Source organism: Rhodocaloribacter sp. (genome assembly GCF_056451265.1).
On the sequence record NZ_JBWOPL010000070.1, the window covers coordinates 25,443 to 46,554 of the forward strand.

The following is a 21,112-nucleotide window of genomic DNA, read 5'->3' on the forward strand; positions in this document are numbered from 1 at the left end:
ACGTCACACGGCCATGAGAACGACCACCGAGCGCGGGGCGAGCTCATACGTCGCACCCTCGACGCGCGGGGCCTTTTCGGGGTCGCAAAAGTCATCCGGGGCGGCGCGGGCGGTATCCACGATGCGACGCCAGGGCGCCCCCAGCGACGGCGGCAGTTCGAAGGCGAGCGGCTCCCAGAAGGCGTTGAGCATGAAGTGGAGATGCTCGCCGTCGCGCAGGGTGAAGGCGAGCGTGTGCGAGAAATACGACCAGTCGGGCCGGTGCAGTTTGACGCCGTGCCACGTCAGGCTTTCTCCTTTGTGACGGTGGTCCTGCGTCCAGAAGCGCTCCTGTTGAAACGCCTCGTGCGTGAGGTTGAGCCGGATCAGTCCCTGAACGAAGCGGAGCAATCCGGCGTGCCGTTCGAGGCCGCGCCAGTCGAACCAGCTGATCTCGTTGTCCTGGCAATAGGCGTTGTTGTTGCCCCGCTGGGTGCGCCGGACCTCATCGCCCATGAGGAGCATCGGCGTGCCCTGCGAGAGCAGGAGGATGGTGAAAAAGTTCTTGATCTGCCGCAGCCGGAGCGCCTCCACCGCCGGGTCGTCGGTCGGTCCTTCGACGCCGCAATTCCAGCTGTAATTCTCGTCCATGCCGTCGCGATTGTCCTCGCCGTTGGCTTCGTTGTGCTTTCGGTTATACGAGACCAGGTCATTCATCGTGAAGCCGTCGTGGCAGGTCACGAAGTTGATCGAGCGGTTGGGGTCGCGGTCCTTTTCCCGGAAGATGTCGGGGCTTCCGGAAACGCGCGCGGCCATCTTGCCGGCCATCCCTTCATCGCCCCGGACGAAGCGCCGCACGTCGTCGCGGAACGGCCCGTTCCACTCGGCCCACCGGTGCCCGACGAACGAACCGACCTGATAGAGCCCCCCGGCATCCCACGCCTCGGCGATGATCTTTGTCCCGGCCAGCACCGGGTCGGACTCGATGGACCACAGGATCGGCGGGTTTTCGAGCGGCTTCCCGTCCTCGTCGCGCGCGAGCACGGAGGCCAGGTCGAAGCGAAAGCCATCCACGTGCATCTCGATCACCCAGTACCGCAGGCATTCCCGGATGAGCCGCCGCACGATGGAGTGGTTGGCGTTGAAGGTGTTGCCCGTGCCGGTATAGTTGGCATAATACCGGAGGTCCGGCATGAGGTGATAGTACGTCAGGTTTTCGAAGCCGCGAAAGCAGAGCGTCGGTCCCCGGTGATCGCCCTCGGCGGTGTGGTTGAAGACCACGTCGAGGATGACCTCGATGCCGGCGGCGTGAAGCGCCTTCACCATGTCTCGGAACTCCTCCACCGGACCGAGCGGGTCGCGGCGGGAACTGTATCCGCCATGCGGGGCGAAAAAGCCGACCGGGTTGTAGCCCCAGTAGTTTTTCAGCGGCGGCGGCGCGTCCTGTTCGTCGAACTGCTGCACGGGCATGAGTTCCACCGCCGTGATGCCGAGCGCTTTCAGATAAGGGATTTTCTCGACGAGCCCCGCGTACGTGCCCCGCCGTTCAGGCGCGATGCCGGAGGTCGGATGCCGGGTGAAGCCGCCCACGTGCATCTCATAAATGACCGTGCTCGCATACGGGCGATTGAGCGGTTCGTCTCCTTCCCAGTCGTACGCATCCGGATCCACGACGACGCTCTTCATGGCGTGCGCGCAGTTGTCGCCGGGGCGGATGGCCGCCTCCCGCTCGTAGTTTTCGCCCACGTCGATGGCGCGCGCATAGGGGTCGAGGAGCAGCTTCGTCCCGTCGAACCGAAGCCCCTGTTCGGGGCGATAGGGGCCGTAGACGCGGAAGCCGTAGCATTGTCCGGCTGCGATGCCCGGCACGAAGACGTGCCAGTAATAGTACGTCTTGTTGACCCTGGGATCGAGGCGGATGACGCGGCTCGGACGACCGTCGTCCACGTCGTCGAAAAAGAGCAGTTCGACGGCCGTGGCGTGCTTCGAATGGACGGAGAAATTCACCCCGCCGTCCCGGACGGTCGCGCCGAGGGGATAGGCTTTGCCGGGCAAAACGTCGGAAGGCATCGCGTGAAGGGGCCAGGGGGATGAAAACGACGCCGCAAGGTAGGGCCTCGCCGGAACCGAAGCCACCATTCGACCACCGGACGTCGTTTTTTCGCAGCGCCCTTCCACCGGCGACGCCCCGGGCGGGCAGATGGTTCGGTGATGTCGTACTTTCCGAAACGCGCTCACTCGATCCCTTGATCTCATGTCGACCCGCACCACCTATCGCACCCTCACCTCCGGCGGCCTCGACCGTCGGCACACCGCCCTTCGGCTCTGGCGCAAAGCCAAACGCCTCGGCGTCTGGAACCCGGACGACTTCGACCTCGGACGCGACGCCGAAGACTGGCGGGGCCTCGCGCCGCCCGAGCGCGACATGCTCATGCAACTGGCGGCGCTCTTCATGGCCGGCGAGGAGGCCGTCACGCTCGACCTCTTGCCGCTCCTTCGGGCCGTCGCCGAAGACGGCTATCTCGAAGACGAAATCTACCTGACCTCTTTCCTCTGGGAGGAGGCCAAACACGTCGATCTCTTCGACCGTTTCTTCGCCGAGGTGGTGGGCGGGCACGAGGACCTCCATCACTATCAGGGGGAAAACTACCGCCGCCTCTTCGGCCACGAGCTGCCCCGCGCCATGCGCCGCCTCTACGTCGACGCCTCGCCCGAAGCCCAGGCCGAAGCCTCCGTCGTGTACAACATGATCGTCGAGGGGGTGCTGGCCGAGACGGGCTATCACAGCTGGTACACCATCCTGCGCCGCCGCGGGATCATGCCCGGCATGCGCGAGGGCATCGAACACGTGCAACGGGACGAAGGCCGCCACATCCGGTATGGCGTCTACCTCCTCGCCCGCCTCATCGCCGCGCACGGCGACGCTCTATGGCAGGCCATCCAGGCCAAGATGACCGCGCTCATGCCCGTGGCGGTGGGCGTCTTCGTCGAGGGCTTCGAACGCCTCGAGCGCGTGCACGGCCACATCCCCTTCGACCTCGACCCGGAAGAATTCGCCGACTACGCGATGAACCAGTTTCAAAAACGCCTCGTCCGGCTCGAAAAGGCCCGCCGCCAGTCCCTCGACGAGGTGCTCTACCGGGAGCCTGCTCCCGACCCCGACGTACAAAACTGATGCGTGTGGCCCTCCCATAGCAGGGGACGACGCGCGCGCGTCGCGCGGTTCCGAGAAAAAGGCGCGACGGACGATCATCAACCGAGAGCAGTATGGAAACGATCACGCAGCCCCCCTCTCCCGCCGGCAGCCTTCCCGACGTACCCACGACGGAGATCCGGCGCATCTTCGAGCTTCAGAAAGGCAGCCTCCAGCGCCTCCGAAACACCAGCGCCGAAGAGCGCATCGCCAAGCTCAAACGGTTCCGCAAGACCATCCTCGCCCACCGACAGGACCTCCGCGACGCCCTCTTCACCGACTTCCACAAAGCGCCCGAAGAGGTGGACCTGACCGAGATCGGAACGGTGCTCGTGGAGATCAAGCATACCGTGGAACACCTCGGGAAGTGGATGCGCCCGAAGAAGGTCCGCACGCCGCTGACGTTGCTCGGCACCTCTTCCGAGATCCGATATGAGCCGAAGGGACGCGGGCTGATCATCTCGCCGTGGAACTACCCGGTGAACCTGACCTTCGGCCCGCTCGTGGGCGCGGTGGCGGCGGGATGCACGGCCATCATCAAACCGTCCGAATACTGCCCGGAGACGACGCGGCTCATGAAGGCGATCCTCGCCGAGGTTTTCCCCGAGGACGAGGTGGCGCTTTTCGAAGGCGACCACCGGGTGGCGCAGGCCCTGCTCGAACTTCCCTTCGACCACATCTATTTCACCGGAAGCACCGAGGTCGGCAAGATCGTCATGCGCGCCGCCGCCGAGCACCTCGCCTCCGTCACGCTCGAACTCGGCGGCAAATCGCCCACGATCCTCGACGAGACGGCGGACGTCCGGGAGGCGGCGGCGAAGATCGCCTACGGCAAGTTCACAAACAAAGGGCAAACGTGCATCGCGCCGGACTACGTGTACGTCCACGAGTCGATCCATGATGCTTTCGTGGAGGCGCTTCGGGAGAAGATCCACGCGTTCTACGGCGAGAGCGCCGAGGCGCGGGCCTCCAGTGCGGACTATGCGCGCATCATCAGCGACCGGCATCACGCGCGGCTGACGGAGATGTACGAGGAGGCCATCGAGAAGGGCGCCACGGCCGCCACGGGCGGGACGAGCCGCTCCGAAGAGCGTTTCATCGACCCGACCGTGCTGACCGACGTGCCGCCCGAAGCGCAGGTCATGCGCGAGGAGATCTTCGGTCCGGTGCTGCCCGTGCTCAAGTTTCGCACGCTCGACGAGGTCGTCGCCGCGCTCGACGATCACGAGCGACCGCTCGCGCTGTACATCTTCAGCCACAACGACCGAAACATCGAGTACCTCCTCAGCCACACCACGGCGGGCGGCACGTGCATCAACGACACCCTGCTCCACTTCTTGCACCCCGAGCTGCCCTTCGGCGGCGTCGGCACGAGCGGCATGGGACAGGCGCACGGCTACCACAATTTCCTCGCCTTCACGAACGAGCGGCCCGTCCTCCGGCAGAAGCTCAAAAACGGCCCGTTCAAGCATTTCTACCCCCCGTACACGAAGACGACCCGAAAATTGATCAACGCGATGTTCAAGCTCCTCGGAGCATGAACCGGAGGCGCGACCGGCGCTCCCTCGCTCTTTCCCCCACACAACCCCACACACCCTTGTCCGATTTCCAGAACCAGAACATCCTCATCACGGGCGCGGCGAGCGGCATCGGTCGGCTCATGGCGCTCGACTTCGCCCGCGGCGGCGCGAACATCATCGCATGGGACGTCAACGCGGCGGGCCTCGCGGCGCTCGAAGACGAACTCGGCGTCTTCTCCGGCACACACGGCACGTTCGTGTGCGACCTCACCGACCGCGAGGCCGTCTATGCCGCCGCCGAAGCCGTCCGCGACGCCTTCGGCCACGTCGACGTGCTCGTCAACAATGCCGGCATCGTCTCCGGACGACCGCTCCTCGAGATCCCGGACGAAAACATCGAGCGGACCTTCGCCGTCAACACACTGGCGCTCTTCTGGACGACGAAAGCCTTTTTGCCGGGCATGATCGAGCACGGCGGCGGGCACGTGGTCACCATCGCTTCGGCGGGCGGCCTCGTCGGCACGGCGCGCATGACGGACTACTGCTCGAGCAAGTTCGCCGCCGTCGGCTTCGACGAGTCGCTCCGGCTCGAATGCAAACGCCTCGGCTATCCCATCCACACGACGGTCGTGTGCCCGTTTTACATCGACACGGGCATGTTCGCCGGGGTGAAGACGCGCTTTCCGTGGCTGTTGCCCATCCTCAAGCCCGAGTACGCCGCGCGGCGCATCGTCGAGGCCGTGCGAAAGAAGAAAGGGCGGCTCATCATGCCGCGCTTCGTCTATTCCGTGTACCCGCTCCGCCTGCTCCCCGTCGGTCTTTTCGACACGCTCCTCTCCTTCTTCGGCATCAACAAGACGATGGACGAGTTCCGGGGCCGCGCGGGCCGATGACCCCGGAAGCCCGGGCTGCTCACCGACGCCGTTTCCGGGCAAGGAACACGCCTGCTCCGAGGGCGGCGGCCAGCAGCCACGGGCGCGCGCCATGCTTCCGCCGCGCCCGGACGCCCTTCGCCATGACGGGGATGCGGGCGAGCCGCGCCGCTGCCTCGGCCTTCGTCCGCTCGAAAAGGGCCGGGTCGTTCCGGAGCCGCTCGGCGAGGGCGCGCTTCTCGGCCACGTCCGCATCGGTGATGTATTTCCCGAAGGACCGGAGCCCGGCAATCCGGAAGTCGTGTTTTTTGAAGAGGCGGTACATCTCCTTCACCTTTTCGATCTCGAGGTTTCGCCCGAGGGTATAGTCCTCGAAACGCCCTTCCAGGGCGAGGAGGGCCGTCTCGGAGAGGCAGGCATACGCCGTTCCGGGCGGGAGCCCGATGTCGTATCCGAAGTCGACGTCGCCGGGGATGAGCACCTCACCGCTCTCGATGACGAGCACGTCCGGGCGGAGGGCGGCTTCGGCGGGGTTGACGTCGGGCGGGCGGGCCACGTCGCAGATGACCGCGCCGGGCTTGCACTGCGTCACGTCGAGGACGCGCCGGCCGAAGGCGGAGGTGGCGGTGACGACGAGGTCGCAGTCGCCCACGAGGTCGTCGGCCTTCGTCGCGATGGCCACGCGCGCGTCGGGGGTCTCGGCGAGGATCTTCCGTTTGAGGTCGATGAGGCGTTCGGGCTCGATGGAGACGAGCGCCACGTCGCCGACGGCCTGCGCGAGCAGCCGCGCGCACACGGCGCCGATGGAGCCCGTCGCGCCGATGACCATGGCCTTGCCCTGCGTAAGGTCCGTCTTGCCCATCTTCCGCACGGCCTCTTTGGCGGCTTCGAGCGTGGCGGCCACGGTCAGGCTGTTCCCGCTCGTGATGGCGATGTCGTTTTCGTGCGCCACGGTGATGCCCGCGTCTCCGACGACGCTCGTGAACGCGCCGAGCCCCATCAGCCGCGCCCCCCGGCGTTGGGCCATCTTCGCCGCCCTGTTCAGCCGGTTGTACGTGAAGCGTTCGCCGTGCCGGAGCATCTGTCGGGGTGTGGCGCCGAGCGCGAAAAGAAACCCCTCGGCGCGCCGGCCCGTCGCCGGCGACCGTATGCCGGTGATCTTCGAGAGATACAACGGCGGCAGATACGCCGCCACCGCCTCGACGAGGGCGTCGGGCAGCAGGCGCGTCCACCGGAAACGGGGGTCCTTGTGGATAAAGTCGACGCTGAGGGGATGGATGACGAAGGCGAACCGGTTGATGCCGGCGGTTTCGGGCTGGAGGTAGCGGATGTGGGGCGTCCACGTCAATTCGGCCATGAGGTCGAGGTACGTGTCTTCGGAGAGCGGGAGGCCCGGATCCGGACGGAGCGCCGCGAGGGCCGCCTCCACGACGGCGGCGGAGTGCCGGCCGAGGCCGTCGGCCGCTCCGAAGGGGGGCATCATCGTCACCACGATGTCGACGCCGCGCCGGCGGAGGTCGTCGAGGTCCGCCTCCGTCGCCGATTCCACCACCACGGTCTTGTGCGCGAGGCGCTCGGGCGCCGACCGGCGGATGGCCGCGACATCGCCGGCGAGCACGTCGGCCCACCGAAAAAGCGAGGCTGCCCGCGCCTGCGCGAGGCTGCCCGCGCGGAAGCCGAGGCGATCGAACGGGGCGTCCTTGAGGTGTTCGAGCGTCGGGGCTGCGGCTTTCGGAAGCGTCCGGGGACTCCCCACGCCCGGCGCGGGCGGGAGCCCGAAGAACAGCGCCGGGTCGGCATAGCGGACGTGCGGGCTGCGCCTCCGAAGTGCGTCGGCGAGGCCCGAATGGTTGAGACCGGGCGTCATGAGGACGTGCTTCTGGCTGAAGATGCCCGGTTCGCGCCGGTCGGCGAGGAGCACGCCCCACCGTTCGAGTCCGGCGCGGATGCCGCTTCCGTCCACCACCGGCGTCTTGCGCGCGAGCGCGGGAAGCTCGCCGCCTTCGGCATGCCGGACGCGCGCGCGTCCGAGGCTCAGCCACACCGGGATGCCGTCGAGCGCGATGGCGTCCACCGCCCCGTCGAAAGCCGCGATCCGTTCTCGGATGCGTTCCAACTCGCCGCCGCTCCCGACCCGGTGGAGCCGGAGTTTGTGGCCGAGGAACGTCGTCGTGAGGGTCTCCTCGCCCCCGTCAAGGTCAATGATGAGGAGGTCTTTCATGGGCCTTCCAGTTTCGAGGTCCGCTTCGCCGATCCGATGGTGTATCCGGGACCCACAGTATAGCCTTCCACCCCGGCTCCGGCTGCCGAGCGACCTCCACCGACGGCCGTGGGGGAACCGCCGAAAGAACGCGTCGGGCGAGCCCTTACACGCTCGAAAAACTCGTTGCGCCTTCGGTCCGGCGTCAGGGATAGATGCCGACGCCGGAACCAATTTCCCGCATACGAGACGCCATCCACACCGGTCTAAAACGCTCCCGGGGCGGGCTTCTCGTGGTCCGGCGACCGGCGCGGGCGGGGAGGCGACGCCAACAGCCGCACGTACAGCGAGACGAGCCGCTCGCCCATGGCATCCCAGTGATAGCGGGGCGCGGCGCGCGCGGCGGCGGCGGAGAGAAGGGCATACCGCTCCGGCTGCTCGAACCACGACCGGAGCACCCGCACCACGGCTTCCGCATCCCGGGGATCGACCACGGCGCCGCACCCGTGCCGCTCCACGAAGGCGCGCCACCGGGGAAAGTCCGAACACAGGATAGGCAGGCCGTAGTGGAGGTACTCGTAAAACTTCGTCGGGATCGTCTCGACGTAGTTCGGCTCCGGGCGAAGGAGCGCCAGCCCCACGTGCGCCGCGTGGTAATGCGGCTCCATCTGCACCCACGGAAGATAGCTTTCCCATCCGTCGCGGCGGACGATCCCGCTCAGACGCTCGCCTCGGATACGCGTCTCGGCGGCGGCGCGGTCGGCAGCGATACGGCAGACGCCCGCGAGCGTGAGCCGCCACGGCAATCCTTCCTCCCGGGCAATTTTCGCCACGTCGAGCATAACGTCGAGGCCGCGCGCCCGGCCCTGCGTCCCCGTATAGAGCAGTTCGAATGCATCTTTCGGCGGCGTCTTCGGGAGCGGCGGCGGCGTCTCGGGCGGGCGGAAATAGTTGAGGATGACCGTCGCGGGCACGGAGGCTGCGGGGACGAGGGCGCGATAGCTTTCCTCGGCCAGGACGACGTGATCGACCCACCGGAAGCACCACCGTTCGAGCGCCCGAAGCGCGCGCCCCTCGACGCCGCCGCGCGCGCCGTAATCCTCGTGCATGTCGTAGACCACGCGCGCCTTCGTGACGCGCCGAAGCCGGTGCGCGACGGGGATCAGTTCGGGGTCGTGGATATGATACACATCGGCCTCCAGTGCCCGGGCGACTCGGAAGGCCGCGCGCAGCCGCGCCACGCGCCGGAGGCGTCCCCCGGCCGGGTCGAGCGCCGTCACCGGCAGCCCGGCGATCCCCTCGGAGCGGGCATGCGGAGCCACCACGCGCACGTCGAAGCCTGCCTCCTTCAGCGTGTACGCCTCCTTGTCGAAGATGCGAGGATCCCGGAGGGGATGCACCGTCGTGAGGTGAACGATTCGGGCTTTTCGAGGCGTCATCGGGCGTTTTCGTCTTTCAGGCGATAGACACATCCGTCGGCGAAGGCGCGCACGCGTTCGAGGCGCACCCGCATGTCGGCGTCGAACGCCGCGCCGGTGCACGACGGATCCGCCGGGACGCGCGCCCGTGTCGCTGCATCGGTCCCGCTTTCGGAACCCGGGTTCAGCCGCGTGCGGATCTCGGCGAGGGCCGCTTCGGCGCTCCGGGCAGCGCGGTCCGCGTCATCGAACCAGAGCACCACGGCGCCGGGTTCGGGCGCGGCGGCGGGGGACCACGCCCGCGCATACCGACGGGTGAAAAGGTACGCGGCGGCGGGCAGGTTGCTGTAGACGACGCCCTCGGGCGGATGTTTTTCGAGCCACCGGACCATTGCGGACGTGCGCCACGCTTCCGTGTGATAGCCTCCGCCTCCGAGCTTCGCCCGGACGTAGACGTACGCCGCCGTCGAGGCGAGCGGATAGGCGAGCCACAGCCCCGCGCACACCCCGAGGACCAGCGCCGGGCGCCGCCGACCGGCCCGCCGCATCGCCGCGAGCGCTTCTTCGAGACCGTGGGCCGCCATGAGGACGAGCGGCACGAAAAGGGGCGCGAGCAGGCGACTGTTCGGCGCGTCGCTCAAGCCCGCCGCGCCCGCCGCCGTCACGAACGCCGCATAGACAAGTGTGAAGCCGAGCGCGACCCGGAGCCGAACCCGCACCGACCGCTCTCCGCTGCGAGAGAAAAAAGCCGCCGCGACGAGCAGCGCCAGGCCGACGAGGGCCGCCGCCTGCGCCCATCCGGGCATCGCCGGGGGGATAAGCCACGCGGCGATGGTGTGCGCGCTCTCGGCGAGCACGTCCGGAAACGCCTGTGGCCCCGTCCCCCCGCGCGCGCCGGTCAGTGTGCCCGTCACCCGGACGTTTCGGAGGAGCCACAGAGCGAGCGGGAGGCCCGAAGCCGCGCCGAGGAGCACCGTCCGCCCGAGCCTCCGGCGGAGCGGCCATGCCCGATGCGCGAGGAGGAACGCCGCGCCCGTCAGGAGGAGCGCCGCCCCGGCATACCGATCGAGCATCGCCGCCGCCGTCACCGCCGCCAGGCCGCCGAGCCGCGCGCGCGACGGCGCTTCGAGGCAGGCGGGAAGCGCCCGGAGAAAAAGCACGACGAAGAGGATGAAAAGCGGCTCCGACCACACCTTCACGCTCACCTGAACGAGCGGCATCGCCGCCGCCACCGCGAACGTCGCGCCCCACACGAGGCCGGGCGAGCGGAAGGTCTCCCGGAAGAGCTTCCCCGAGAAAAAGACGATGAGGCCGAAGACGACCGCGCCGAGCCACCGGGCGGCCGCGAGCACGCCGAAGCCAAGCGCGCCCGGGGCAGCGAGCACGGCGGGATAGAGCGGCGGCCAGAACGCGACGGGCCGTCCGTCGTAGCCGAGGAACCCCGCGCCGTCGAGGAGGCTCCGGGCAGCAGCCACGTACATCGCCGAGTCCGGAGAGACGCCCGGGCCGTACCGCATCGTCGCGATGAGCACCGACGCCCCGGCGAGGAGGCTCAGAACCACGAGACCTGCCTTGAATCGCTTCATCGTACGCCGGGTGTTTGACTCCTTCGCCTTCGCTGAGGGCGGGTGCGAACGAGCGGGCGCGGTTCCCCTTTCCGCCCGACGCCGCGTTTCGTAAGTTACGACACGACTCTCCCCCGCGCTCCCCCCCGCCATGTCCTCCTCCGCGCCGGCGTACGCCGTCATCGTCTGCACCCGCAACCGTCCGGATGACCTGACGCGGGCGCTCGCGAGCATCGCCGCCGAGGCCGGGCCGGGGATGCGCGTGATGATCGTGGACGCGAGCGATCCCCCCGCGCGCACTCAAAACGCCGCCCATGCGGAAACGTTCACCGCCGCACCCCTCCGCCACCTCCCGTTCCCCGGCGCGCCCTCGCTCGCCCGGCAACGCAACTTCGCGCTCGACCATCTCCCCCCATCGATCGAGATCGTCCATTTCCTCGACGACGACGTGACGCTTGCGCCCGGCTATTTCCATTTTCTCAATGCCTGGTTCACCCATCCGTCGGTCGGCGGTGTGGGGGGGCGCGTGATCGAACCCGGGCCGCCTCGCCCGCGTCGACTCATGGCGCTCCGCCGCCTGTTCCTCCTCGACCACCCGGCGCCCGGCCGCGTGCTCCTCTCCGGCGTCACCTCCCCCGCGCAGACCCTCCCGCTCCCGACGCCGCGCCCCGTCCAATGGCTGAGCGGCTGCTCGTGCGCCTACCGCCGCACCCTCCTCGACCGACACCGCTTCGACGACCGCCTCGAAGGCTATGCCCTCGACGAGGACCTCGACCTCTCCTTCCGCCTCGGACGCGAGGCCCGCCTCGTCGTCGAGCCGCGCGCGATGCTCTTCCACCACGTCTCCCCCGTGGGGCGGGACGCGCTCGAAAGCCGGGCGCACGACGCGCTCGTGCATCGGTACTGGTTTCTCGAAAAGAACCTCCGGAGCCCGCTTCGCAAACCCGCGTTCTGGTGGTCCGTCTTCGGCAAGCTCCTCGTCGCGGGCCTTTCGAGCCGACCGGACGCACGAGACGCGCTCCGAGGCCGTCTCCGCGCCGTCCGCACCCTCCTCCGCCGCGACCATTACCTGCTCTCCTGAACCTCGTCCGACGCGGCCTTCCCTTTCCCTCGCACCTCTGCTATGATCAGGTTGAATTGACATTCAAAGCAGCCAAATCGTGGCTGAGGCAAACCAGACCATCGACAAGTAGTAGTGCGTCGCCTTCTCATAGCGGGTCGCTATGCGTTGTACGGAAGAAGAACAGAGGTCTCGAGTTACCGTATCTGAAGGACAAACGAGACAAGGCGCACGAAAGGCAGGTTGCCTTCTCTGCGCACGGGCAGCACAGTGAAGGCGGCAGGTGGCCGTCACGCTGACCGGCGGCACGCTCGACGTGTCCGTCGCCCACGACTACTTCCCGAACGTCGGCGATCTGTTCACCATCGTGACCTGTGGCGGGGGATGCGCCGGCACGTTCGATGCCGTCAACCCACCGCCCGGCTACGACTTTCAGGTGCTGGTGAACCCCAACGACATCGTGCTCGAAGTGACCCAGGCGCCGCCCGTGAGCATCGCCCTGACACCGCAGGAAGAACCCGTCGTGATCCCTCCCGAAGGCGGCACGTTCGCCTTCGACGTCTTTGTCATCAACCAGAGCGCCGTCGCGCAGACGGTCGACGTGTGGATCCGCATCAGCAAGGGCGACATCGGCAAGACGCTGGGGCCGGTTTCCGCCACCCTCGCGCCCGGCGACAGCCTCTCGCACACGGTCACGCAGTTCGTCCCCGGCGCCCTCCCGGCAGGGACGTACACGGTAACGGGCAACGTGGGCGCCTTCCCGGACACCATCGACGACTCGGACGGCTTCACGTTCGAGAAGGAGGCCGGAGCCGACCGCCGCCGTTCGGTCGATAACTGGGAGCGGACCCTGACCGGAGACGTGCGCTGTCGGTGGAGGAAGCGGCGGAGAGCCCGGCGGCCCTGACGGCGAGCCTCACCGCCGAGACGCCCGCCGAATACGGGCTGGACCAGAATTACCCCAACCCCTTCAACCCGCATACGGTGATCCGCTATGCGCTCCCCGAAGCCGGGCGGGTGACGTTGCAGACGTACGACGCCTCGGGCCTGAGCGCGGGGGTGTACCTGTACCGCATCCGGGCGGGCCGCTTCACCGCCACCCGACGAATGACGGTGCTGAAGTGACGGGAGGTCCATCCCATCGCCGCCATTCCCCGAAACGCCTGTCTCTTTTTCGAGGCAGGCGTTTCGCTTTTTATGCCGTGTCGGGAACGCCGTCTTCGTCAACCGTCCCGGCAATGCTTCCCGGCTCCCGGGAAACCATTCGTCTACGTGTGTATAAAATCAACATATTATACACATCCAATCTTTCTTACGGGAGGCAAGCATCTCATGCGAACGAACATCGTCATCGATGACGCGCTGATGGAGGAGGTCCTCAAGGTGACCGGCATCAAGACCAAGCGCGAAGCGGTCGAGCTCGGCCTGAAAACCCTTCTGCGTCTGAAAAAACAGGAGCGTATCAAGGATTTCAAGGGAAAGTTGCGCTGGGAGGGCGACCTCGAAGCCATGAGGACGGATCCATGATCATCGTCGATTCCAGCGTGTGGGTGGATTATTTCAACGGCCGGGACACCCCGGAGACGACCCGCCTCGACGATCTGCTGGGCGTGGAGCCGCTGGCCATCGGCGACCTGATTTTGACGGAAGTGCTCCAGGGCTTCCGCACCGACGCCGATCATGCCACCGCGAAAGAACTCTTGCTCTCTCTGACCGTCTTCGAAATGCTGGGCGTGACGCAGGCGCTTCGCAGCGCCGAACGGTTCCGAACCCTGCGCAAACGCGGCCTCACGATCCGCAAGACGGTTGACGTGATCATCGCAACGTATTGCATAGAAGAAGACCACCCGCTGCTTTTCTCGGACCGGGACTTTCTCCCCTTCGTAAAGCATTTCGGGCTGCGTAAAGCGCTTTGAAGAAGGAGCATTGTTGAGAGCGGAAGACGGTGATCCGCCATTCGTTCCCCGAAGCCGGGCGGGCGATGCCTCGGGCCTGAACGCGGGGGTGTACCTGTACCGCATCCGGGCAGGCCGCTTCACCGCCACCCGTCGGATGACGGTGCTGAAGTGACGGAAGGTCCCCCGCACCGCCTTCCTGAAACGCCTGTACCGCTGTCGAGGCAGGCGTTTCGCTTTTTAGGCCCGGCGTGGCGTCCAATGGAACGCATCGTCAGGCCTCAGCTACGGCTATTTCAGATCGAGTTGGGTACGAATGGCTCGCTCCACCGCTTCCATTTCTGAAGCCGTGACCTCCCCTATCTTGTTCAGAAGACGCCGTTTGCTCGCCGTCGTGAGTTGATCCGCCATTGCTTTACTCATCCGACTACCGACCGTCACATACGCCTCGCTTGGATAGAGCCGTCCCGTTTTCGACGTCAGTGGCACAACCTGAACGCGGTTCAAAAACTTGTTTGCCGCGTCATTGCTTACGATGATTGCCGGGCGCTTCTTCCGGATCTCTCCGCCAACCGACGGATCGAAGGTGACCCACCAGATTTCACCGCGTTTCATCGTCCGCATCCGGGATCAACGCTTCCGACCAATCCAGCGCCTCTGCCTCGCGCTCATGGTCTTGCGCCATCTGAGCGTAGGCATCCTCGAGTTCGTGTGGAAGCACATGGGGGCGGACCAGTCTCTCGATAAACCGGCTGATTCGTCCGGAGCCAACGACTCGGTAGAGGCCTTCGTAAACCTGCTCGTCTATCGTGATCGTGAGCTTCTTCTGCATATCACACCTTCATCGCACGTATTTAACACGTGTTCTATACGTACCGCCGGTTGAGGCGTTCCTTAGAAAGCTCAACGACCTGCCTGAGGGCGGCGAAGAGCTGCGATTCGTTTCAGTGAAGCGCCCTGATCTGCCGAATCACGGACAACCGGATCTCAACGGCGTTCGCTCCTCTAAAGACCTGCCTTCGGCAAGCCTCGTCTTCGGCGGTGCTTTTTTTGACCGGCTGCGTGCTGATGCGCGCGAATGGCAGTCAAGTCGATCATCAAGCACTCCAAGTCGGGTTCTTGCAACTGTTCAAAGATCTGCTGCCAGAGGTCCTTTTTGCCCATCGGTTAAAGCGTTGGGAAACGGAATTATACTTTCCGAAGCGTTCGGGAAGGTCAGGCCAGGGCGCGCCGGTGCGAGCGATCCGGAGGACGGCATTGATGAAACGGCGATACAACGGACAACGCTCCGCGTCGCCGATGATCGCCAGTCGTTATCCAATACCTCTACCCCCTACCATACAATACCCGTGCGTGAATTGCAAAGCATGTGTTTCAAAAACAAGCCCCTATGGACATCATGCTCATGCCACGGGTTGACTATCGAACATGTCGGATATTGATGCTATCCAACACCCCGTTCGTACGGAAATCCCGCACCCTCATCACTCGGCGCCGGCCGTTTCCGGCGCGACGCCTTTCACGTACCGACCGTACCACGCCAGATACCGCTCGAAACGGTCCTTCTGGAAGGACGGCTTGCGGATGCCGTGGTGCTCGCCCGGATAGACCACCAGTTCCGTGGTCCGGCCCAGTCGTTTCAGGGCCTGATAGAGCTGCTCCGAGTTGAGGATCGGCACGTTCCAGTCCTTCTCCCCGCCCATGAGGAGCGTCGGGGTGACGATCTTCTCCACGTCGTTGAAGGGCGAGATGCGCTCCCAGGCTTCGGCGTTCCGCCAGGGCAGCCCGAGCTCTTTCTCCCAGTAATATTGATAGTGATCGTGCCCGTAGTTCGCCCGGTAGAGCACCTCGCTCGCGCCGGAGACCGCGGCCTTGAAACGGTCCGTCTTCGTGATCACGTAGTTCGTCAGGATGCCGCCGTACGACCATCCGCCCACGCCCAGCCGCTCCGGGTCGGAATAACCTTCGGCGACGGCGTAGTCGACGCCGGCCATCACGTCCTCGAAGTCCTTGTTCCCCCAGTCGGCCCAGATCGCATAGGAGAACGCCTGCCCGTAGCCGGAGGAGCCGCGCGGGTTCGTCGTCACCACCACGTAGCCGTTGGCGGCGAAGAGTTGCGCCTCGAAGTTGAAGCGGAAGTCGTACTGCGAGACGGGGCCGCCGTGGATGCGGAGGAGCGTCGGATACCGGAGCGCGGGATCATAGCCGGGCGGGAGGAAAAGGAAGCCTTCGATCTCCGTTCCGTCCCGGCTCGGAAAGTGGATGTTTCGCACCTCGGCCAGGCGCAGGCCCGCCAGGAGGTCGTCGTTGACGGTGGTGAGGCGGCGGAGGCCGTCGTCTTCGGACGCGAAGAGTTCGCCCGGCAGGTGCGGCTCACTGACGAGCACCACCGGCGCGCCGTCGGGCGCCAGATCGTAGTCACGCACGCTGCGGTGTCCGGCCACGGGGCGGCTCAGGCCCTGCCCATCCGCACCGATGCGGGCAAGGTGGCGCTCGGCGCTGTCTTCGAGGAGGAAAAAGATCGAGCGGCCGTCGGCGGCGAAGCGCGGGGCGCTCACGTTCCGGTCGAGCTTCGTGGTGAGCACGCGCGCCTCGCCGCCCGCCGCCGGGACGACGGCGAGGTGGTTCGTAGCATACCAGATCTTGTCCGGCTCGGTGACGGTGACGTAGGCGAGCGTCCGCCCGTCCGGGCTCCAGGCAGGGGAGGTATCCGCGCCGGGGTTCGTCGTCACCTGAAGGAGCGTCTGTCCCTGGTCCGTGTTGTCGGCGGCGACGATCCAGAGGTCCGTGTTGTCGTTGCCGTCGGGGTTGTCGGTGCGGTTGCTCACGAAGGCGATGCGTTTGCCGTCGGGGCTCCACACGGCCTGGCTCTCGTCGTACGGCCCGGAGGTGATCTGCGTCAGCGTGGAGTCGCCGGGCGTGGCGAGGTAGAGGTGCGTGTGGCGGTCGTCGAGGTAGCCCACGTAGTCGCGCTTGAACTGAAGCCGGTCGATGACCCGGGGGCGGGGCTTGTCGTCGTCGGGTTTGGGATCGCGGATCGAGAGGAGGAGGCGCGCGCCGTCGGGCGACCATTCATAACCGCTCACCCCCTGTTTGACCGAGGTCAGCGGCTGCGCGTCGCCGCCGCGCCGGTCGAAGGCCCATACCTGCGTCTTCGCCTTCTCCCCTTTCGAGGCCATGAAGGAGAGGTACCGTCCGTCGGGGCTCCACCGGGGACGGCTCGCCGAGTACCCTTCGGCGGTCATCCGAAGCGCCTCGCCGCCCGTCGCCGGGATCATCCACAGGCTCGTCTCGCGCGCATCGTCGTCGAGCTTCGTTTCGGTGACGAGGTAGGCCACCCACTGCCCGTCGGGGCTGACCTGCGGGTCGGCCACGTTCTTGATCCGGAAGTAATCGTCGATTTCGAGGGCACGCGGGGCATTTTGTGCGAGCGCGGGGCTCGAAAGCGTGAGGACAAGGAAGCCCAGAAGAAGTCGTCGCATGGGGAATTCGTTTAGAACCAACGCAGGAGGGAGGGCCGGAGGAAGGTCGCCTTCGAGGCGCGGACGCTCGCCCCGGGGCGCCGGCTTTCTTCTTTGAGAGCCGAGACGCTTTGCTCCAGGGCTTCGAGCCGTTTCATCAAAACCGGAAAGCGTGGTAAGGGCCGTCTCCAGTCTGAAAAGGCGATCTGTGCGGGGTCGACAGGAGCCACGGAATCGACCACGGCTTCAACGTAAGCCGGGCATGGCAAGGTTCCAAAGGTGATCTTGTCATCGCATCACGAGCAGGCTCCCGACGACGACTTCTACGATGGGGGGCATCCGTCCGATCAACCGGGGCGACATCATTCGGCGCGGGGCGCTCACGCTCGATTAAAGGATCATGCTGATGACGCGTCGGAAAGGGTTCGACGGAGAGAACACCCGTTGCCGAGGCCCCCTCTCGAAACCCGAAGGGGGGCTTCGGCTTTTCAGAGCGCCTGACCTGATGCTTTTTTCTCCCCACCCCGAATTCCTTGATCCAGCTTCACAACATCTCGCTTGCTTTCGGCGGCCAGCCGGTGCTCGACCGCCTGACGTGGACGATCCGGCTCGACCGGCGCATCGGACTCATCGGGCCAAACGGCGCGGGCAAGTCCACCCTGCTCCGCGTCATCGCCGGACGGCAGACGCCCGACGAGGGCACGATCATGGCGGGCGACACGAGCCTCGGCTACCTCGCGCAGGACGTGCAGGAGAGCGTCTCCGGACGCTCGGTGCTCGAAGAAGCCATGGAGGCCTTCGAAGAGACGCTCGCCCTTCAGCGCGAAGAAGAGCGCCTCACCCACGCCATGGAGGTCGAGACCGACCACGAGAGCGAGCCGTACAACCGGCTCCTCCACGCCTTCGACCGCGTCCACGCCGAACTCGTCACGCGGGAAGCCCATCTCATCCGCCCCCGCACGGAGGCCGTCCTCGGCGGTCTCGGCTTCGAGGCCGAGGACCTCCACCGCCCCCTCGCCACCTTCTCCGGCGGATGGCGCATGCGCGTGGCCCTCGCCCGCCTCCTCCTCCGCCGCCCCGACGTCCTCCTCCTCGACGAGCCGACGAACCACCTCGACATCGACAGCATCGACTGGCTCGAAGGCTACCTCAAAAGCTACCCCGGCACGGTCGTCATCGTCTCGCACGACCGGTACTTCCTCGACCGCATGGTGACCACCATCGCCGAGCTATCGAACGGGAAGATCACGGAATACGCGGGCAACTACGCCTTTTACCTCCGGGAGCGCGAAAAAAGGCGGGAGATCCAGCGGGCGGCCTATCTCAATCAGCAAAAACAGATCGCCGAGACGGAGCGATTCATCGCGCGCTTCCGATACAAAGCCTCGAAGGCGCGCCAGGTGCAGAGCCGCGTCAAGATGCTTGAGAAGATGGAGCGGCTCGCCCCGCCGCCCTCCGACGAGGCCGCCATCTCGATCCGCTTCCCCGAACCCCGTCGCTCGGGCCGCGTGGTGCTCGAACTCTCGACGTTCTCGAAAACCTACCCCTCGCCCGACGGCGAGATCCGCGTCTTCGATCGCGCCGGGCCGCTCCACATCGAGCGCGGCGACAAGATCGCTCTCATCGGGAAGAACGGCGCGGGCAAGTCCACGCTCGCGCGCATCCTCCACGGCGTCGAGCCGTTCGAGGGCACGCGCACGCTCGGGCATCATGTGGACCTCACCTTCTTCGCCCAGCATCAGGCCGACGAACTCAACCCGGCCCACACCGTCCTCGAGGCCCTCCGCGAGAAGGCGCGCGGCCACAGCGACACCGAACTCCGCTCCCTCCTCGGCGCCTTCCTCTTCCGGGGCGACGATGTGTTCAAACCCGTCCACGTGCTCTCCGGCGGCGAAAAAAGCCGCGTCGCCCTGGCCCGAACGCTCCTCCTCCCGGCCAACTTCCTCATCCTCGACGAACCGACGAACCACCTCGACATCCAGTCGATCAACGTGCTCATCGAAGCGCTCCGGCAGTATTCCGGCACGTTCGTCGTCGTCAGTCACGACCGCCACTTCCTCGATCAGATCATCAACAAGGTGTGGCGCGTGGAGGAGGGGACGGTGCGGCCGTACCTCGGCAATTTTACGGAATACCGGTGGCAGATCGAGCATGGGACGGCCGGCCGCCTTGCCACGGCGAAGGCCGAGGCCCGTGCGACGAACGGGCGGCCCAAAGCCGCCTCCGAGACGGCGCGCGGGCCGAAGTCGAAGGAGCAGAAGCGCCGCGAAGCCGAGGAGCGCCGCCGCCGGTACGAGGAGAGCCGCCGCGCCGGACAGACCGACTTCAGCCTCCTCAATGCGTTTCAACTGAAAAAGGTGCACGACGAGACGGAGACCGCCATCTTCGAAAAGGAGGAGGAGAAAGCCCGACTCGAAGCCGCCGTCGCCGACCCGTCGCTGTACGCAGACCCCGCCCGCGTGCAGGCGACGACCGAGGCGCTCGCCGCCGTCGAAGAGACGCTCGCCGCACTGTACCGAACGTGGGAAGCCATCGCCGGGGAGATGGCCGCCCGCGAAGAGGTCTCGGGGTGAACCGGGGCGGCCACGGTAAACGTGAGGGCCAACCACCTGCTCACTTTATTCGTAGTACCCAATAGTCGCCTTGAGCCGATCGGCGAACGTGTAAATTTCATCCAGGGAATCAATCGACACCCGTTCTTCTTTCTTGTTTTCGCCAATGAGGCCGAGGTACTTCTGAGACGTATTGAAATGCAGGCGACAAATCGGCTTCCGGTTGTTGTCATCGAGCAGGATCCCGAAGTAAGACTTTACGTCCCGGGGAGCCACACGGGAAACATCCACCACCTCTCGCAGAATGGCCCGCACGATCCGGAACCCCTCCATTTCTTCCTCTGTCGTTATTATCCCGTTTTCCGGTTTTTTTTCGCGCCGGTCAGCGGCAACCTCGTCCGTGAATTCCGTCTGTTCCTCAGCCCGTAATGCCGATTTGAGACGATCGTTGACCCGATCGTTGATAAACTGACTCAGCGCACGCTTTACGATGTCGGTGAATTGCTCTCGCACCGACTGTTTAAAAGGGCCGCTGTAGACCTGCTTGGTGAAAAACTTCACAAAGTCATCCGATGGAGCACTCCATTGATGAGCAAGGTATTGCTTCAGGGCCTTGGTATATTTCATCTCGTTGGCCGCCGAGAGCAATTCTTCAAGGTTAAAAGTGGATTTCGTGAGCTTCTTGAGTTCGGGCACCACGCCGTCTCCAGTGTTGAGCACGTCGAACTCGAGAAAAGGCCGGGCGTCCATTTTATTGGGTTCTTCCAGATCTGAATAAAAGCGATAGAAGATGCCATTCGTAAGCACCCCGATCCGTGCGGGGGTGACCGTAAAGTATCTGAATAGTTGGGAAGCATGCACCTCGTCCAGGTTGACGCCGACGTATTTGCATTCGAACAGGATAATGGGCTTTCCTTCCATCATGATGGCATAGTCCACTTTTTCGCCTTTTTTGATTCCCACATCGGCCGTAAACTCCGGAACGACTTCGGTAGGATCGAAAATGTTATACCCCAGAGCGCTTATGAAAGGCAAGATGAAGGCATTCTTGGTCGCCTCTTCCGTTTGGATGTGATCCCGCATTTTTCGCGCTCGCGAACTCAACGCAGCGATCTCGTCGATGAAATCCATAATACCCCTCATAGTTTTAAATGAATGACGGCTTCCTCCAGGGCAATGCTCCTCCGAAACCTTAAGGGGGCCACCGTTTGGTTCCCCCATCGAACCCGGCCATCAGATGTTTGCCGATTTATGGGACATGAATGATTCGTCCGAAAAGGCATCGACACCTTTACTCCGCTCGCCTCGCGGAAGCAGAAATGCCTTCGAATAATCGTGCGCCCCGACGATCCTACCGTCAAAATAATACATCAAAGACTACCACGCGCTCATCGATG

The 21,112-nt window shown here is 65.3% G+C and carries 18 protein-coding genes; 9 read left to right on the top strand and 9 right to left on the bottom strand.

The window, feature by feature from the left end:
• Nucleotides 1-3: 3 nt before the first annotated feature.
• Complete coding sequence (gene glgX / locus AC1HIY_RS12420; protein ID WP_479577061.1) at nt 4-2,049, bottom strand: glycogen debranching protein GlgX; 2,046 nt, start codon at nt 2,047-2,049, stop codon at nt 4-6.
• A gap of 184 nt (nt 2,050-2,233) precedes the next feature.
• Here glgX and AC1HIY_RS12425 point away from each other — a divergent pair, with 184 nt between their 5' ends.
• The 3 genes from AC1HIY_RS12425 (at nt 2,234) to AC1HIY_RS12435 (ending at nt 5,585) form a co-directional block, all read left to right on the top strand.
• Entirely contained in the window at nt 2,234-3,154 is a 921-nt protein-coding gene (locus AC1HIY_RS12425) for a R2-like ligand-binding oxidase (protein WP_479577062.1), read from the top strand.
• A gap of 92 nt (nt 3,155-3,246) precedes the next feature.
• Complete coding sequence (locus AC1HIY_RS12430; protein ID WP_479577063.1) at nt 3,247-4,713, top strand: aldehyde dehydrogenase family protein; 1,467 nt, start codon at nt 3,247-3,249, stop codon at nt 4,711-4,713.
• A 56-nt stretch (nt 4,714-4,769) separates the two neighbouring features.
• Entirely contained in the window at nt 4,770-5,585 is an 816-nt protein-coding gene (locus AC1HIY_RS12435; protein WP_479577064.1) for an SDR family oxidoreductase, read from the top strand.
• Nucleotides 5,586-5,604: 19 nt separating this feature from the next.
• On the opposite strand, the gene AC1HIY_RS12440 is transcribed toward AC1HIY_RS12435, so the two are convergent.
• The 3 genes from AC1HIY_RS12440 to AC1HIY_RS12450 all read right to left on the bottom strand — a co-directional run bounded on the left by AC1HIY_RS12440 (nt 5,605) and on the right by AC1HIY_RS12450 (nt 10,768).
• Nucleotides 5,605-7,785 (bottom strand): serine carboxypeptidase, encoded by a 2,181-nt coding sequence (locus AC1HIY_RS12440; protein WP_479577065.1) that lies wholly within the window; start codon nt 7,783-7,785, stop codon nt 5,605-5,607.
• A 245-nt stretch (nt 7,786-8,030) separates the two neighbouring features.
• Nucleotides 8,031-9,203, bottom strand: a complete 1,173-nt coding sequence (locus tag AC1HIY_RS12445; RefSeq protein ID WP_479577066.1) for a glycosyltransferase — start codon at nt 9,201-9,203, stop codon at nt 8,031-8,033.
• Entirely contained in the window at nt 9,200-10,768 is a 1,569-nt protein-coding gene (locus AC1HIY_RS12450) for an ArnT family glycosyltransferase (RefSeq protein WP_479577067.1), read from the bottom strand. Before AC1HIY_RS12450 ends, AC1HIY_RS12445 begins: the two co-directional genes overlap by 4 nt.
• A 130-nt stretch (nt 10,769-10,898) precedes the next feature.
• Between AC1HIY_RS12450 and AC1HIY_RS12455 the strand changes: the two genes are divergently transcribed.
• The 5 genes from AC1HIY_RS12455 (at nt 10,899) to vapC (ending at nt 13,723) form a co-directional block, all read left to right on the top strand.
• Complete coding sequence (locus tag AC1HIY_RS12455) at nt 10,899-11,828, top strand: glycosyltransferase family 2 protein (RefSeq protein WP_479577068.1); 930 nt, start codon at nt 10,899-10,901, stop codon at nt 11,826-11,828.
• A gap of 262 nt (nt 11,829-12,090) precedes the next feature.
• Nucleotides 12,091-12,714: a hypothetical protein gene (locus tag AC1HIY_RS12460; protein WP_479577069.1), complete on the top strand. Its 624-nt coding sequence runs from the start codon at nt 12,091-12,093 to the stop codon at nt 12,712-12,714.
• Entirely contained in the window at nt 12,681-12,932 is a 252-nt protein-coding gene (locus AC1HIY_RS12465) for a T9SS type A sorting domain-containing protein (protein WP_479577070.1), read from the top strand. The genes AC1HIY_RS12460 and AC1HIY_RS12465 overlap by 34 nt, the downstream gene beginning before the upstream one ends.
• Before the next feature lie 207 nt (nt 12,933-13,139).
• Nucleotides 13,140-13,334 carry a type II toxin-antitoxin system VapB family antitoxin gene (locus tag AC1HIY_RS12470; RefSeq protein ID WP_479577071.1) on the top strand — a complete coding sequence of 65 codons (195 nt, stop codon included), beginning with the start codon at nt 13,140-13,142 and terminating at the stop codon, nt 13,332-13,334.
• Nucleotides 13,331-13,723 carry a type II toxin-antitoxin system VapC family toxin gene (gene vapC, locus AC1HIY_RS12475; RefSeq protein ID WP_479577072.1) on the top strand — a complete coding sequence of 131 codons (393 nt, stop codon included), beginning with the start codon at nt 13,331-13,333 and terminating at the stop codon, nt 13,721-13,723. Before AC1HIY_RS12470 ends, vapC begins: the two co-directional genes overlap by 4 nt.
• Before the next feature lie 270 nt (nt 13,724-13,993).
• Here vapC and AC1HIY_RS12480 read toward each other — a convergent pair whose 3' ends face one another.
• The 4 genes from AC1HIY_RS12480 to AC1HIY_RS12495 form a co-directional block, all read right to left on the bottom strand.
• Complete coding sequence (locus AC1HIY_RS12480) at nt 13,994-14,317, bottom strand: type II toxin-antitoxin system PemK/MazF family toxin (RefSeq protein ID WP_479577073.1); 324 nt, start codon at nt 14,315-14,317, stop codon at nt 13,994-13,996.
• Complete coding sequence (locus AC1HIY_RS12485; protein WP_479577074.1) at nt 14,304-14,534, bottom strand: addiction module antitoxin; 231 nt, start codon at nt 14,532-14,534, stop codon at nt 14,304-14,306. Before AC1HIY_RS12485 ends, AC1HIY_RS12480 begins: the two co-directional genes overlap by 14 nt.
• Before the next feature lie 265 nt (nt 14,535-14,799).
• Nucleotides 14,800-14,979 carry a transposase gene (locus tag AC1HIY_RS12490; RefSeq protein WP_479577075.1) on the bottom strand — a complete coding sequence of 60 codons (180 nt, stop codon included), beginning with the start codon at nt 14,977-14,979 and terminating at the stop codon, nt 14,800-14,802.
• A gap of 207 nt (nt 14,980-15,186) precedes the next feature.
• Entirely contained in the window at nt 15,187-17,184 is a 1,998-nt protein-coding gene (locus AC1HIY_RS12495; RefSeq protein WP_479577076.1) for a S9 family peptidase, read from the bottom strand.
• A gap of 512 nt (nt 17,185-17,696) precedes the next feature.
• Between AC1HIY_RS12495 and AC1HIY_RS12500 the strand changes: the two genes are divergently transcribed.
• Nucleotides 17,697-19,736 carry an ABC-F family ATP-binding cassette domain-containing protein gene (locus tag AC1HIY_RS12500; RefSeq protein ID WP_479577077.1) on the top strand — a complete coding sequence of 680 codons (2,040 nt, stop codon included), beginning with the start codon at nt 17,697-17,699 and terminating at the stop codon, nt 19,734-19,736.
• 45 nt (nt 19,737-19,781) lie between these two features.
• Here AC1HIY_RS12500 and AC1HIY_RS12505 read toward each other — a convergent pair whose 3' ends face one another.
• Nucleotides 19,782-20,846, bottom strand: coding sequence for a type I restriction endonuclease (locus tag AC1HIY_RS12505; protein WP_479577078.1), 1,065 nt, complete (start codon nt 20,844-20,846; stop codon nt 19,782-19,784).
• Nucleotides 20,847-21,112: the final 266 nt, after the last annotated feature.

Excerpts from the sequence above, each read along its gene's own strand:
- AC1HIY_RS12505 (WP_479577078.1), bottom strand. The coding sequence starts at position 20,846 with ATGGATTTCATCGACGAGATCGCTGCGTTGAGTTCGCGAGCGCGAAAA.
- vapC (WP_479577072.1), top strand. The coding sequence starts at position 13,331 with ATGATCATCGTCGATTCCAGCGTGTGGGTGGATTATTTCAACGGCCGG.
- AC1HIY_RS12440 (WP_479577065.1), bottom strand. The coding sequence starts at position 7,785 with ATGAAAGACCTCCTCATCATTGACCTTGACGGGGGCGAGGAGACCCTC.
- AC1HIY_RS12445 (WP_479577066.1), bottom strand. The coding sequence starts at position 9,203 with ATGACGCCTCGAAAAGCCCGAATCGTTCACCTCACGACGGTGCATCCC.
- AC1HIY_RS12485 (WP_479577074.1), bottom strand. The coding sequence starts at position 14,534 with ATGCAGAAGAAGCTCACGATCACGATAGACGAGCAGGTTTACGAAGGC.
- AC1HIY_RS12495 (WP_479577076.1), bottom strand. The coding sequence starts at position 17,184 with ATGCGACGACTTCTTCTGGGCTTCCTTGTCCTCACGCTTTCGAGCCCC.
- AC1HIY_RS12430 (WP_479577063.1), top strand. The coding sequence starts at position 3,247 with ATGGAAACGATCACGCAGCCCCCCTCTCCCGCCGGCAGCCTTCCCGAC.
- AC1HIY_RS12455 (WP_479577068.1), top strand. The coding sequence starts at position 10,899 with ATGTCCTCCTCCGCGCCGGCGTACGCCGTCATCGTCTGCACCCGCAAC.
- glgX (WP_479577061.1), bottom strand. The coding sequence starts at position 2,049 with ATGCCTTCCGACGTTTTGCCCGGCAAAGCCTATCCCCTCGGCGCGACC.
- AC1HIY_RS12470 (WP_479577071.1), top strand. The coding sequence starts at position 13,140 with ATGCGAACGAACATCGTCATCGATGACGCGCTGATGGAGGAGGTCCTC.
- AC1HIY_RS12480 (WP_479577073.1), bottom strand. The coding sequence starts at position 14,317 with ATGAAACGCGGTGAAATCTGGTGGGTCACCTTCGATCCGTCGGTTGGC.
- AC1HIY_RS12425 (WP_479577062.1), top strand. The coding sequence starts at position 2,234 with ATGTCGACCCGCACCACCTATCGCACCCTCACCTCCGGCGGCCTCGAC.
- AC1HIY_RS12450 (WP_479577067.1), bottom strand. The coding sequence starts at position 10,768 with ATGAAGCGATTCAAGGCAGGTCTCGTGGTTCTGAGCCTCCTCGCCGGG.